Annotated in this window: 13 protein-coding genes; 10 read left to right on the top strand and 3 right to left on the bottom strand. The window is 65.2% G+C overall.

The window, feature by feature from the left end; all coding sequences use genetic code 11:
* Positions 1-172: 172 nt before the first annotated feature.
* Positions 173-1,627 carry an MFS transporter gene (locus DVH29_RS15485; RefSeq protein WP_158541705.1) on the top strand — a complete coding sequence of 485 codons (1,455 nt, stop codon included), beginning with the start codon at positions 173-175 and terminating at the stop codon, positions 1,625-1,627.
* 7 nt (positions 1,628-1,634) lie between these two features.
* On the opposite strand, the gene DVH29_RS15480 is transcribed toward DVH29_RS15485, so the two are convergent.
* On the bottom strand, positions 1,635-2,552 hold the full coding sequence (locus DVH29_RS15480) for a LysR family transcriptional regulator (RefSeq protein ID WP_114647090.1): 918 nt from the start codon (positions 2,550-2,552) through the stop codon (positions 1,635-1,637).
* A 282-nt stretch (positions 2,553-2,834) separates the two neighbouring features.
* Between DVH29_RS15480 and DVH29_RS15475 the strand changes: the two genes are divergently transcribed.
* The 7 genes from DVH29_RS15475 (at position 2,835) to DVH29_RS15445 (ending at position 10,072) form a co-directional block, all read left to right on the top strand.
* Positions 2,835-4,340 carry an ABC transporter substrate-binding protein gene (locus DVH29_RS15475; protein WP_114647089.1) on the top strand — a complete coding sequence of 502 codons (1,506 nt, stop codon included), beginning with the start codon at positions 2,835-2,837 and terminating at the stop codon, positions 4,338-4,340.
* Between the two features lie 71 nt (positions 4,341-4,411).
* Positions 4,412-5,335, top strand: a complete 924-nt coding sequence (locus DVH29_RS15470; protein WP_114647088.1) for an ABC transporter permease — start codon at positions 4,412-4,414, stop codon at positions 5,333-5,335.
* 5 nt (positions 5,336-5,340) lie between these two features.
* Positions 5,341-6,252, top strand: a complete 912-nt coding sequence (locus DVH29_RS15465; protein ID WP_199562614.1) for an ABC transporter permease — start codon at positions 5,341-5,343, stop codon at positions 6,250-6,252.
* Positions 6,252-7,889 carry an ABC transporter ATP-binding protein gene (locus DVH29_RS15460; RefSeq protein ID WP_114647087.1) on the top strand — a complete coding sequence of 546 codons (1,638 nt, stop codon included), beginning with the start codon at positions 6,252-6,254 and terminating at the stop codon, positions 7,887-7,889. Before DVH29_RS15465 ends, DVH29_RS15460 begins: the two co-directional genes overlap by 1 nt.
* Complete coding sequence (locus DVH29_RS15455; RefSeq protein WP_114647086.1) at positions 7,886-8,665, top strand: 2-keto-4-pentenoate hydratase; 780 nt, start codon at positions 7,886-7,888, stop codon at positions 8,663-8,665. The genes DVH29_RS15460 and DVH29_RS15455 overlap by 4 nt, the downstream gene beginning before the upstream one ends.
* Positions 8,662-9,366, top strand: coding sequence for an RraA family protein (locus tag DVH29_RS15450; RefSeq protein WP_114647085.1), 705 nt, complete (start codon positions 8,662-8,664; stop codon positions 9,364-9,366). The genes DVH29_RS15455 and DVH29_RS15450 overlap by 4 nt, the downstream gene beginning before the upstream one ends.
* A 7-nt stretch (positions 9,367-9,373) precedes the next feature.
* A complete protein-coding gene (locus DVH29_RS15445) occupies positions 9,374-10,072 on the top strand; it encodes a substrate-binding domain-containing protein (RefSeq protein WP_114647084.1) in 699 nt (232 codons plus the stop codon).
* A gap of 32 nt (positions 10,073-10,104) precedes the next feature.
* On the opposite strand, the gene DVH29_RS15440 is transcribed toward DVH29_RS15445, so the two are convergent.
* Entirely contained in the window at positions 10,105-10,416 is a 312-nt protein-coding gene (locus DVH29_RS15440; RefSeq protein ID WP_114647083.1) for a hypothetical protein, read from the bottom strand.
* Positions 10,413-11,123 carry a hypothetical protein gene (locus DVH29_RS15435; RefSeq protein ID WP_114647082.1) on the bottom strand — a complete coding sequence of 237 codons (711 nt, stop codon included), beginning with the start codon at positions 11,121-11,123 and terminating at the stop codon, positions 10,413-10,415. Before DVH29_RS15435 ends, DVH29_RS15440 begins: the two co-directional genes overlap by 4 nt.
* Before the next feature lie 259 nt (positions 11,124-11,382).
* Between DVH29_RS15435 and DVH29_RS15430 the strand changes: the two genes are divergently transcribed.
* Entirely contained in the window at positions 11,383-11,964 is a 582-nt protein-coding gene (locus DVH29_RS15430; RefSeq protein WP_114647081.1) for an RNA polymerase sigma factor, read from the top strand.
* The gene (locus DVH29_RS15425; protein WP_114647080.1) at positions 11,961-12,734 is read left to right on the top strand and encodes a hypothetical protein; all 774 of its coding nucleotides are present in this window, start codon (positions 11,961-11,963) and stop codon (positions 12,732-12,734) included. Before DVH29_RS15430 ends, DVH29_RS15425 begins: the two co-directional genes overlap by 4 nt.
* Positions 12,735-12,938 lie beyond the last annotated feature (204 nt).

Raw genomic sequence — 12,938 nt, 5'->3', positions numbered from 1 at the left:
ACGTCCGACCGGCAGCGCAAGCCGGCCGGAACGCTCACGGCGAAGGCCAAGGAAGAGATCGATTACCTTCTCGCCCGGCTGGCCCGCACCGATGCCCGGGCCAAGCTGCCCCCCTTCGCCGCCGAGTGACGATGCTCACCCCGATCGCACCCCCATTGGCCAAGGCAAGGTGATGTCGTCGCCGCAGCCTGCGCGCCAGATGGGGTTTCTGCAGGTCTATCCCGTTGTCGTCCTGCCGATGTTCCTTGCCCTGATCGACCAGACGATCGTTGCGACGGCTTTGCCCGACATCGCGGCGGCGACGGGCGATCTGGGCAATGTGTCCTGGGTGATGCTGGCCTATCTCATTTCCGCGGCCATTGCGGCGCCATGCTATGGCAGCATGGGCGACTGGCTCGGCAAGCGCAAGATGCTGCGCGTGGCGCTGGTCATCTCGGCCATGGGCAGCCTGATCTGCGCCAGTGCGACCGGATTGGAACAGATCATCGTGGGGCGCGTGATCCAGGGGCTGGGCGGCGGTGGTCTCATGGCCCTGTCCCACGCGCTGATCGCCGATGTCGTGCCGGCGCGGGAGCGGGCGCGCTATCAGGGCTATTTTTCCGCCACCGGCATGGTGGCGAGCACGGCAGGGCCGGTGATCGGCGGCCTCATCTCCCATACGGTGGGATGGGAGGGCGTATTCCTCGCGCCGTTGCCGGTGGCCGTGCTGTCCTTCATTCTCCTTTATCGCCTGCCTGAAAGCGCGCGTGCGCCGGGCAAATACCGATTCGACCTCGTGGGCCTGCTGCTGTTGGCGGGGACGGTCGCCCCGCTGCTGGTGGGGCTGGATTTCCTGGCCGGAGAGCGGGCGGGTATGGCGGCGATCGGGCTCGTCCTTGTTGCCATAGTCTGCGCATTCGCCTTGTTCCGCTATGAGAAGCACGCGCAGGCGCCGGTCTTTTCCCCGGCCCTGATCGCCGATCCCACCGTCTGGCGGTGCTGCGCCATGGCCATGTGCCACGGGGCGACCCTGGTGGCGTTCCTCACCTTCCTGCCGCTGCATCTGCGGCTTGTGCACGGCTATGACAGCGTGACGGCGGGGCTGATGCTGGTGCCGTTTTCCATCGGCATCGGGCTGGGGTCGATGACCACCGGTCTGCTGATCAGCCGGACGGGCCGCACGGCGATGTTCCCGGCCATGGGGCTTTCCGTCGCCGTCATCGGGTTCATCGCGCTGGCCTGGCTGTCGCCGATGCTTGATTCAATCGCGCTGGGCGGGCTGTTCCTCGTGATCGCGGTCTGCCTTGGCACCGTGATGGCGGTGGTCCTCATCTCGGCCCAGCTCGCATCCGGACCCGAGCGGGTCGGCGCGGCCGCGGGGCAGGTCCAGTTGTCCCGCTCGCTGGGCGCGGCGCTGGGAACAGCGGTTGTGGGGGCTGTGCTCATGGCGGCGCTTCGCCATGGCGGCGATGGCGCGGGCACGCTGGTGAACGCCTTGCGGGATGGGGCGGATGCCGATCTGGCCCGCGATTCCTCCAGCCTGCGGACCGTGCAGCTGGGGTTCGGGCTGGCGTTCTCGGCCCTGGCGGTCTTTCCCGCCATCGGAGCGCTGATGGCGGCCACCCTGCCGTTGCGGCGCATCAAATAGGGCGCGTCTACCGGGTTCGGGCCTGGATGGCCTCGAGCGTGGTGGATAGGGTGGCGCGGATGGTGCGCCCGAGTTCCGCATCGAACCCGTCCCTGAGCAGCAGCACGATCGGCCGGCGCAATTGCGGCTCGACGATCGGTTTGAGCACCAGATTCGGGTCGCTTTCCTGGTTGGAAAAGGGGCCGGCGCCGACCACGGTGGTGCCGTGGCCGGCCAGAACCACGTGCCGACGGGGCTCGTAACCGTCGATTTCCATGCGAACATTGAGCGTAAGTTTGGCCTTGCGCGCGGCCAATTCGAGGAATTCGCGCAAAGGATTGCCACGTGATGGCAGGATCAGATTGGACGCGGCCACCTCGGCAAAGCCTATCGGAGAGTCGTCCCCGTGTCCGTGCTGCCGGCTGGACATGCAGGCCAGTTCCTCGAAGGCCAATGGAAGCTCGCCCCGGCCGATTTCGGCCTTGAGGGCGATGGCGGCGTCCGTCTGCCCCGAGGCGATGTGTTCCTCGGCGAGCCGGGTCCGCGCTTCGATGAGATGAATCCGGACATCGGACAGCGCCCGGTCGAGGGATTCCAGAATCGAGGGCGCGAAGGTCGAGGCCAGGGAGGGGATGACCATCAGCTTGACGGTCGTGCCGGTCTGGGGGTTGGTCATCTGGCGGCGCAGGTCGAGTTCGGCGAGCTTGACGGCGTCGAGGATCAGGCGGGCATGCTCGAGATAGAGGAGCCCGATGGCGGTGGGAACCATCCCCTTGGAACTTCGCTCGAAAAGCGGCTTGCCCATCTGCTTTTCGGTCTCGGACAAATGATAGCTCAGCGCGGGCTGGGCCACGTGCAATACCCGGCTGGCAGCCGACAGCGAACCATGCTCGGCAATGGCCGAGATGTATCGAAGCCGGCGGATATCAAGAATTCCCGAAGTCATCGCCGATCTATATAGGATTTTTATAGCAAGATCAAAACTCTCTAGTGGCTGCTGGCCGAGCGGTGCGATAGCTTCCCCCTTGCCGGACGCCAAATGTCCGGCACCCCAGCGTTAGGCACGATGGGGCAATCAGCCAAAACGGGTCATGGGCCACCTCATCGCCATTTGAAAAGCCTTGGCTAACCGCCAGTGGCCGCGGAGCCCTTTTGGCTCCGGCAATGGGATTGTTGCCGGGTTTTGGACCCAAAGTGATCGCGGCTTGGCGCTCTAGGAGGAGAGACGATGAAGAAGATGATACGCATGACCGGTGCGTCCATTCTGGCCCTGGCGGCCATGTGGCCGGCCCTTGGCGCGGCGCAGGATACCGCGCTCACAATCGCACTGCCCGCAGAACCGGCCAATATCGACGGCTGCAACACCACGGTGACCGGTATCGGGGTGATCGTGAAGGAGAACATTGTCGAGACGCTGACGACGATCAGTCCGGAAGACGGCTCCATCCAGCCGCGCCTCGCCACGGAGTGGGAGGATATCGGCGACGGGAAATACCGCGTCTCGCTGCGCGAAGGCGTCACCTTCCATGACGGCACCCCGTTCGATGCGGAGGCCGTGGCCTTTTCGATCGAGCGGCTGCAGAGCCAGGAGATTTCCTGCCTCGACCGCACCAAGATCGCCGGCATCGAGATAACGACCGATATCATCGACGAGCACACGATCGAGATCGGCGCCGCGCCGGCGCAGGTCCTGATGCCCACGCTGTTCAGCTTCATCGGAGTGGTCTCGCCCAATACGCCGACCGACGCCCTCAGCCGTTCCCCGGTGGGAACCGGTCCGTTCGCTTTCGAAGCCTGGAACGCCGATGGCGTGCATGTGGCGCGCTATGACGGGTATTGGGGCGAAGCGCCCCAGGTCAGCGAGGCGACCTATGTGTTCCGTGGCGAGTCCGCGCTGCGGGCGGCCATGGTCGAAATCGGCGAAGCCGATATCGCTCACGACATCGCGCCGCAGGATGCGGTCAATCCCGATATCGACATTCCGTTCCTCAACGGCGAAACCACGCGCATGCGCATCGTCATGCTGCCGCCGCTCGACGACATCCGCGTGCGGGAAGCGCTCAACCTCGCCTTCGACCGCGAGGCCCTGCTTGGCACGATCCTCAGCGATCGGGCGCAGATCGCGACCCAGTTCATCCTTCCCAATATCAATGGCCACAACCCCGATCTGGAGCCGTGGCCCTATGATCCGGCGCGGGCGCAGCAACTGCTCGACGAAGCGCGCGCGGACGGGGTGCCCGTCGATCGGGAAATCCGCCTGGTCGGCCGCATCGGCTTCTTCCCCAACCAGGAGGAAGTGCTGCAGGCGATCCAGCAGATGTGGGCCGCCGTCGGCTTCAGCGTGCGCCTCGAGATGATGGAAAGCGCCGATTGGCTTCGCCTCGTCAACCGCCCCTATCCGGCGGACCGCGAAGCGATGCTGATCCAGGAGCAGCACGACAACAACAATGGCGATGCCGCCTTCACCATGCGCTTCCGCTACCATACGGATGGCCAGCAGTCCGAGATGAACAATGCCGAGGTCGATCGCCTGATCGACACCGCCGAACAGTCGGTGGGTGAGGAGCGCACCCTGGCCTTCCAGGAAGCCAATCGCATCATCGCCGATGAGGTCATCCCGGCCGTGCCGATGTACCACATGGTCAGCTATATGCGGGTCGGCTCGTCCATCTCCTACGAGCCCAATGTTCTGAGCCTCATCCAGCTCGAACTGGCCGACATCACCTTCAACTGATCTCAAGGCGGGGCCCGATCGCGAAAGCCGGTCGGGGCCCCGCCTTCGTCCCAACCGCGAGGAGCCGGTCAATGGCCAGACATTTTGCCAAGCGGGCATTGTGGAGCGCGATATCGCTGTTCGCGCTCGTGGTAGCGGTCTTTTTCATGTCGAGAATGACGGGATCGCCCGCCGACCTCTATCTTCCGCTCGATGCGCCGACCGAAATGCGCGTGCAGTTCGAACATCTGCACGGGTTCGACCGCCCGGTCTACGAGCAGTTCTTCTCGTTCCTTGGGGACCTGCTGCGGTTCGATTTCGGCATGTCGCTGCGCCAGGGATTGCCGGCCATCGACCTCGTGCTGCAGGCCCTGCCGACAACCTTGCTGCTGGCCTTCTATTCGATAACCATCGCACTGGTCGTCGCCGTGGTGACCGGGGCGCTCGCCGCCTGGCGGCCCAATTCGATCTTCGACCGGATCGCGACGGTGCTTTCGCTGATCGGGGCGAGCCTGCCCAATTTCTGGGTGGCCATCATCGGGGTGATCGTCTTTGCCGTCACCCTGCGCTGGGTGCCGACCTCGGGAACCGGGAGTGTCGCGCAATGGGTGCTGCCCATCGCGGTCCTCGCCCTGCGCCCGGCCGGGTTGATCGTGCAGGTCGCCCGCAGCTCGATGATCAGCGTCCTCTCTTCAGCCTATGTGAAGACGGCCCGCGCCAAGGGTGCTCCGAGCCGCCGCATCCTGTTCGTCCACGCCCTGCGCAACGGCATGCTGCCGGTGATCACGGTGGCCGGCGACCAGGCGGCGGGCATCATCAACGGCGCGGTGATCGTCGAAACGATCTTCGGGTTCCCCGGCGTGGGCAAGCTGATGATCGACTCCATCAACTATCGTGATTTTGCGGTTATCCAGGCGGGAGTGATGGTGACGGCCATCGCCATATTCCTGATGAACGTACTGATCGACCTGGCCTATCTGGGGCTCGATCCGCGGACCCGCGAGGAAATGGTGTGAGCGACATGACACTCGAGTCCCAGCATTCCCAACCCATCGCGCAGCGCCGCATCGGCCTCGTCTTCATGCTGCGCCAGGACCCCTTCGCCTTTGCCGCGGTGGTCGTCCTCGTCCTTTTCGCCCTGTTGGCGGTTCTCGGGCCCACCTTGCTGGGGGACATCGCCACCAGCATGAATTTGCGGGCCCGTAACGCGCCGCCATTCGAACTCGAGCGCGGCTTCTGGTATCTGCTCGGCGCAGACGCGCTGGGCCGCCCGATCCTGGCGCGGGTGATCCTCGCGACGCGCACGACGCTGCTCATCGCCGGGGCGGCGGTCCTCCTCTCCATGGTGGTGGGCTCGGTGCTCGGGCTGATCGCGGGCTATCGCGGCGGGTTCCTCGGCGATGCGATCCTGCGGCTCACCGACATCGTCATGAGCTTCCCCTCGCTGCTGCTCGCGCTGGTGGTGCTCTATGTCTTCGATCCGGCCATCACCAATGTGATCATCGTCCTCGCCATCACCCGCGTCCCTATCTACCTGCGGACCGTACGGGCCGAGGTGATGGAAATCCGCAGCCGCATGTTCGTGACGTCGGCGCGGGTGACGGGAGCGGGGCCGGTCCGGCTCATCGGCAAGCACATCCTGCCCATGGTGTTTCCCACCATCGTCACCATCATGACGCTCGACTTCGCCTTCGTGATGCTTGCCGAAGCCAGCCTGAGCTTTCTGGGCCTGGGCGTGCAGGCTCCCAACGTCACCTGGGGCGTGATGGTGGCCGAGGGCCGCAACTATCTCAGCTCCGCATGGTGGCTGTCCTTCTGGCCGGGCCTCGCCATCGCGCTGGTCACCATGTCGCTCAACCTGGTGTCGAACTGGGTGCGGATGGTCATCGACCCCGTTCAGCGCTGGCGGCTTGAGGGCAAGGGAGAAAAGTGATGAACGATACGCTTCTCAAGGTTTCCGACCTCAGTGTCGAATTCCGCAACGGGTCGACGGTCAACAAGGCGGTGAGCGGCGTCTCATGGGACATTCGGCGAGGAGAAACGCTGGCGATCCTGGGCGAAAGCGGCTCGGGCAAGTCGGTCAGCGCCTCGGCGATCATGGGGCTGATCGACAGCCCTCCGGGGCGGATCACCTCGGGGCGGGCGGAGTTCGACGGGATGGACCTGCTCCATCTCGACGACGCCGAGCGGCGGCGCATCAACGGCCCGCGCATCGCGATGATCTTCCAGGACCCGCTGGCGCATCTCAATCCGGTCTATCCGATCGGCTGGCAGGTCGCCGAAAGCATGCGCCTGCATGGGGTGAGCCCCGAGGAGGCCCGCCGCCATACGCTGGAGCTTCTCGAACGGGTGGGCATCCGCAATGCCAAGGCGCGGCTGAAGGATTATCCGCATCAGTTTTCCGGCGGGCAGCGCCAGCGGATCATGATCGCCATGGCGATCGCCCTCAAGCCCGATCTGCTGATCGCCGACGAGCCGACCACGGCGCTCGATGTGACCGTGCAGGCGCAGATTCTCGATCTGCTGACCGAATTGCGCCGGGAAACCGGCATGGCGGTGCTGCTGATCACCCATGATCTGGGCGTGGTCGCGCAGACGGCCGACCGTGTCGTAGTTATGAAGGACGGGCAGGTGGTCGAACGCGGCGACGTGCGGGAGGTGTTCGGGGCGCCCGCGCATCCCTATACGCGCCAGCTGCTCGACGCGGTTCCCGGCAAGAGCCGGTTCCGCCAGCCCGAAGCCGCCGGAGAGCGCCTGCTCGAGGGACGCGGCGTCGCCAAGTTCTATCCCATATCGGCGGGCTGGTTCGGCCGTCCGGTCGAAACGCTCAAGGCGCTCGATGGGGTGGATTTCGACCTGCACAAGGGCGAAACCCTCGGCATCGTGGGGGAATCGGGCTCGGGAAAGTCCACCCTGGCCCGGACCGTTCTCGGCCTGACGCGGCCGACCTCGGGCGAGATTCGCTGGCGCGGGCGCAATGTCGCTCAGATGAGCGCGGCGGAATTGTTCGAGATGCGCCGCAACCTGCAGGTGGTGTTCCAGGACCCGACCGCGTCGCTCAACCCGCGCATGTCGGTGGCGGAAATCATCGCCGAGCCCTGGGCGATCCACAAGGGTTTCCTGCCCCGGGCGCAATGGAAGGACCGCACTGTCGAATTGCTGGAAAATGTCGGGCTGCGGGCCGAACATGCGGAACGCCATCCGCATCAGTTTTCCGGCGGGCAGCGCCAGCGCATCGCTATCGCCAGGGCTTTGGCGCTGCAGCCCGAGGTGATCCTCTGCGACGAAGCGGTTTCGGCTCTCGACGTGTCGGTGCAGGCCCAGGTGATCGATCTCCTGCGCAAGCTCCAGACGCAATACGCGCTGTCCTACATCTTCATCGCCCACGACCTGCCGCTGGTCCGCGATTTCGCCGACCGCATCCTGGTCATGAAGCAGGGGAAGGTCGTGGAAGAAGGGACGGCGCAGGAGATCTTCGAGCGTCCCCGGGAGCCCTATACCATGGAATTGATTGCGGCCAGTCCGGACGCGGTTCCGCGTTCCGAGAGCCGCTGGAGGTCTGCTCAATGATAGTGATCCCCGATGCGGCACGCCGTGCCGCCGACCATTTGCTGGCGGGCGCGGAAGGTGGCCTTGCCGATCTTCCCGAGGACTGCCGGCCGACCACGGACGCGGAAGCCTATCTGATCCAGGACGAGATGATCCGCCGGCTGGGCCAGCCCGAGGCGTGGAAGGTCGCGCCGGCGTCCGGCGGCGACGTGCCGCGCTGCTCGCCGGTCTTTGAAGCGGTCGCCGCCGGCCAGCCATTTCGCTCTCCCTTGCGGGCGCCGCTGGTCGAACTGGAAATCGGATTTGTGCTCGCAAGCGACCTGACGACCGCAAGCCAGGGGACAATCGCCGATGCGATCGGGGAGGCCGTCGCGGTGTTCGAACTGCTCGACAGCCGGTTCGTCGACCGGAAAGCGGTATCGCGCTGGTCGTCGCTGGCCGACCGCCAGAGCAATATCGCCGCGGTCATCGGTACGGGAACGGCCGCATGGCAGGGGCTCGAATTCGCCGATCTCGGCGCAGAGCTCCGGGTGGACGAAACCACGAGCACGGCGGGAAAGCCTCCAGCATCGACGGCGGCCGTTCGCGAGGCCGTCGCCTGGCTGGCCGACCATCTGGCGGCGCGCGGGCACGGCCTGCGCCGCGGCCAGTGCATTCTGACCGGAGCCCGGCTCGGCCCGGTTCCGGTCGCGCCGGGCGCGCGATTGCACGGCATCGTAGAGGGGGTCGGCGAGGTCAGTGCCACCATCCCGCAACAGGACCCAGACATTTTCCACAAGAAGGACCATCAGCCATGATTCCACTCCATGTTCAGCAACCCGGCCGCCGTGTGGAGCGGGACGATATCGAGCGGCTCGCGAAGCTGCCGGTGGCCAATATCAGCGATGTGATGGCCCGCCTTCCTGCCGGTGGCCCGCGCCTGCGCCCCTATCATGCCTCGGGCATATTGGCGGGGACGGCCTATACGGTGCGGACGCGCCCGGGCGACAATCTGATGATCCACAAGGCGCTCAACATGGCCGCGCCCGGCGATGTGCTGGTCATCGATGGCGGCGGGGACCTCTCCAACGCGCTGCTGGGCGAAATGATGCTGTCCTATGCGGAATATCGCGGGCTGGCGGGCGTCGTCGTCAACGGTTCGGTGCGCGACGTCGCCCATATCAGGGCGCATGCCTTCCCGGTCTATGCGGCGGGCGTTACCCATCGCGGTCCATACAAGGACGGCCCGGGGGAAGTGAACGTGCCAGTCGCCATCGACGGTATGGTGATCAATCCCGGCGACGCGATCATCGGCGACGATGACGGCGTGGTCTGCGTCCCCTACGACATGGTGGCGAAAGTGCTGCCGGCCGCCGAGGAAAAGCAGCGGGCGGAAGTCGCTCAACTGGCGCGCATCAAGGACGGCACCGTCGACCGCACTTGGGTCGAGCGCGCGCTGGCCGATTCCGGCCTGGCCTTTGCGGGCCTCGAGGACGGCAACAGCGTCGCGGAACGGTGAGGAGGAGATGGCGCTGAACATTCTGAGCAGCCTGGCCGTAGAAAGGGCTTTCGCCACCCGTATCCTGCCCGAATTCGCCGGGCAGACGGGCCTGTCGCCCCATGTCACCTGGAACCCGACCACGGTTCTGATGCAGAAGGTGGCGGGGGGCGAACGCGGCGATGTCATCGTCCTCATTGACCATGCCATGAACGCCCTGGCGGAGCAGGGGATCGTGGCGGCAGCTTCGGTTCGGCCGATCGCCACGGCGACCATCGGCCTCGCGGTTGCGCCGGATGCAGCGCCTCTCGACATATCGTCGGCCGAGCAGGTGCGCTCGGCCCTTCTTTCAGCGCGGAGCGTCGCCTGGTCGCGCGCCGGGGCCAGCGGGGGCCAGTTCCACACGGTGCTGGAGCGGCTGGGCATTGCCGAAGAGGTCCTGGGGCGGGCGACCGCGATCCCGGAAGGCTTTACGGCGCGCGAAATCATGGCCGGCCGGGCCGACATGGCCATCCAGCAGGTGAGCGAACTCATGACGGTGGAGGGCGTGCGGATTCTGGGACCGCTGCCGCCGGAATTGAATGCGGAAACCCATTTCTCCATCGCCGCGTTCACCGATGCTGCCAACCGGGCGGAAGCCGAGCAGTTCATCGCGTTCGCGACCGGGGCGGCCGCCCATGCCGCCTATAATGACTGCGGGCTCATCTCGCGGCTGGAACTGCACTGATTTCTCACGCTGGGCGGCGGCTGAAATCGCGTTCAGCCGGCCAGCAGCACGCTCAGCGCCCAGGCCATGGTGCCGGCAAAGGAGAGAAAGCATAGCCAGATGAGGACGTGGAACAGGCCGGCGATACGCCATTTGCTCCAGACGCAGAGGGTGACGATCACGGCCAGCCCCGCATAGGCGGCCATATAGGACAGCATCGCCAGCAGCGCGACATTGGCGGCGGTTTCCTGTTCGGTTCCGCTGAACGCCGAAAGGCCCAGGACGAGGAACCAGAACAACGCCGCCGCCGCGAATGCCGCCAGCAGGGGCGGCAACACAATGAAGGCCTGTATCAGCGTTTTCATGGGTTCAACGCGACATAGCCGTCGCGCAGGATGGTGATCATGTCGATTTGCTGGTTCATGTCATCGACCAGTTCACCCATGGCGTAATTGGTGCGCTGGGGCGAACAATCCTCAAGCGTAGGCGCCGGGCGGCGCAGGTCGGCGGCCCTTTGGGTGATCTCGTCCTGCTGCGCGGTGGGAAGCACCGAGAACAGGGCGACGAGGGCGTCGTAATCGATGCGGTAGCGGCCGTCATGGCAGATATCGGCGTAGTCCATATGCTGATGGGCGTCATCGAGCGTGAACACGGACCGGTTCATCAGATCGCGGACGACGTCGTCCATATTGCCCCGTTCGACGATGCCATCCACGAAATTGCGATTCTCCGTGCTGAGCCCGCTATAGGCAAGGGGCGGCAGGTCGGCGTCGGGGGTGAGCCAGTCCAGAGGCCGGATGATGTCGGCCGAGGCGGCAAGCTGCACGAGACACAGCAGGGCGGCAATCCCCGCCAGGGCCTTGCGGACCACATCCCCGGGCGCGGATGGGCGCAGGACGGTAAAGGCCAGCCACAGCCCGACGACCGCCAGTACGATGCCCAGGAGATTGAACTGCTCGTCCCGCACCACCGCGCCGTTGACGGTGATGGTCTGGGAACTGCCTACAAAGATGAAATAGGGCAGCACGCCGAGCAGAATGGCGATCAGCGGTGTCTTGAAACGTGAGAGCAATATGACCTCCTTATAAATCCCGTCGCCTGGCCATGCCGAGCATGCGTCGAGAGGTTTCGCAATATCCAGCCTGATGGGAACATCCTTATCCCCATTCCGGTCTCCGGGGTAAGACGGTGGCGGATCGGAAAGCCTTGGTCGGCAACGGTGGATTTTTAACCCCCGGCGTCTGATGCGGCGGCACGGGTCCCGAGGGGTTGATCAGCAGGCCGGCTGGCCTGTAGGTTGGGTCGGGATTGTCTCGCGTGGTTTGAGTTTTATGGACATAGCGAACAGTTCCGCCGAAACGGCAGGCCGCCCGGTCGCGGCGCCCGATCGGAATGCCGCGGAAACCGCCGAACTCGTACGCCTTGCCCAGGCGGGCGACGTGGTGGCCTTCGAACGGCTTGTCGCGCGTCAGTACGGCTTCATCTTCAAGACGGCGTTCCGCTGGCTCGGGCATCGCAGCGATGCCGAGGACGTGACCCAGACCGTATGCATGCGCCTGGCCACGGCCTTGAAGAGTTTTGACTGGAGGGCCAGCTTTACCAGTTGGCTTTATCGCATCACGCTCAATGCGGTGTACGATCTGAAGCGTTCGAGCCAGCGGCGCCAGCGCCTGGTGTCGGAGATTTCCCTCGGGGCCACCGAGGAGAGCCCGCCGACCCAGGAAGACCAGCTTGCCCTCAACGATCTGTGGCAATTGGTGCGGGAACTGCCGGAAAAACAGCGTGACGCGGTGCTGCTGGTCTATGCCGAGCATATGAGCCATGCGGAGGCCGCCCAGGTGATGGGGTGCAAGGAGGTGACGGTTGCCTGGCACATCCACAATGCGCGCAAGACGCTCAAGGACAGACTATGACCGCCCAGGACAAAGACCCATTCGAGCGCCTGTCGCAGATCGCGACGCCTGAGCCCGATCCCGCGAAAATCGGCGCGGTGGCGGCGATGAGCGCGCGCGCCTTTGCCGCGCAATCGGGACGGGCGCCCGAGAGCAAGGGTGGACCGTTCACGCGGTGGTTCGGTGGAACGCACTGGCTGATGCCGGCCTCCGCCATGGCGCTGACGGTGTTCGCCGCCGCGCTGATCGTTCCCCTGATCGGGCGGCAGGACATGCTTTCGCCGTCCCCCTCCGACGCTATGCTGTCGCGCGAGGCGGCGGTTGCCGAAGTCGAACCGCCAGCGGTGGTCGCCGATCAGGCGATGCCGGCGCCCCAGGAGGGGACGCGCATGGGGGCCGTGCCTTCCGCTCCGCGCCAGGGACTCCCGCTTGACCTGCGGGACGATGTGACGGTCGAGGCCTACAGTTTCGACGGCGTCGACATCGTGGTGCGCAGCGCGGCGGACGAGGTGGCGCTCTATACGATGGAGGGGACGTTCGAGAGGCCCTTCGACCAACGCGTCAAGGCGCCGTCCGAGACGGTGGAACTGACCGACGCCTTCCGCCGGACAACGTCGGAGGGAGAGGTGCTTTTCGTCCGCTCCGGCCTCGGGGGCGGGCAGCAGCAATGGGACGCTTTTGTCGATAGCGGCACAGGATTTGCGCTGTCGGGCGCGCTGTCGCTGCTGGTCCATGATGCCGTCGATCGCGCCGAGGTGCTGGCAAGGCTCGACGCCACCGACGCACAGTGATTCCTGCATTTCGGGACTGATCGCGAAATCGCCACGAGTGTGGCCGATCGGCCACAGGTGGGGCGGCAATCCGACAAATTAAAACATGACTCTTTTTATCATGTTGACTCTTCGGAAGGGTGAGCCCTAGGTTCAATCGACATTCAGGATTCAATTCTGTCGGGGAGTGTGATTCATGGGTTTCCAGATTCAATGATCTGGAGG

The sequence above is a fragment of the Pelagibacterium lacus genome (assembly GCF_003345525.1).
GTDB classification, from domain to species: Bacteria; Pseudomonadota; Alphaproteobacteria; order Rhizobiales; family Devosiaceae; genus Pelagibacterium; species Pelagibacterium lacus.
The sequence above is the reverse complement of the archived record's forward strand: the minus strand, read 5'-3'. Positions and strand labels throughout refer to the sequence as shown.

Excerpts from the sequence above, each read along its gene's own strand:
- DVH29_RS15485 (WP_158541705.1), top strand. The coding sequence starts at position 173 with ATGTCGTCGCCGCAGCCTGCGCGCCAGATGGGGTTTCTGCAGGTCTAT.
- DVH29_RS15480 (WP_114647090.1), bottom strand. The coding sequence starts at position 2,552 with ATGACTTCGGGAATTCTTGATATCCGCCGGCTTCGATACATCTCGGCC.
- DVH29_RS15475 (WP_114647089.1), top strand. The coding sequence starts at position 2,835 with ATGAAGAAGATGATACGCATGACCGGTGCGTCCATTCTGGCCCTGGCG.
- DVH29_RS15470 (WP_114647088.1), top strand. The coding sequence starts at position 4,412 with ATGGCCAGACATTTTGCCAAGCGGGCATTGTGGAGCGCGATATCGCTG.
- DVH29_RS15465 (WP_199562614.1), top strand. The coding sequence starts at position 5,341 with ATGACACTCGAGTCCCAGCATTCCCAACCCATCGCGCAGCGCCGCATC.
- DVH29_RS15460 (WP_114647087.1), top strand. The coding sequence starts at position 6,252 with ATGAACGATACGCTTCTCAAGGTTTCCGACCTCAGTGTCGAATTCCGC.
- DVH29_RS15455 (WP_114647086.1), top strand. The coding sequence starts at position 7,886 with ATGATAGTGATCCCCGATGCGGCACGCCGTGCCGCCGACCATTTGCTG.
- DVH29_RS15450 (WP_114647085.1), top strand. The coding sequence starts at position 8,662 with ATGATTCCACTCCATGTTCAGCAACCCGGCCGCCGTGTGGAGCGGGAC.
- DVH29_RS15445 (WP_114647084.1), top strand. The coding sequence starts at position 9,374 with ATGGCGCTGAACATTCTGAGCAGCCTGGCCGTAGAAAGGGCTTTCGCC.
- DVH29_RS15440 (WP_114647083.1), bottom strand. The coding sequence starts at position 10,416 with ATGAAAACGCTGATACAGGCCTTCATTGTGTTGCCGCCCCTGCTGGCG.
- DVH29_RS15430 (WP_114647081.1), top strand. The coding sequence starts at position 11,383 with ATGGACATAGCGAACAGTTCCGCCGAAACGGCAGGCCGCCCGGTCGCG.
- DVH29_RS15425 (WP_114647080.1), top strand. The coding sequence starts at position 11,961 with ATGACCGCCCAGGACAAAGACCCATTCGAGCGCCTGTCGCAGATCGCG.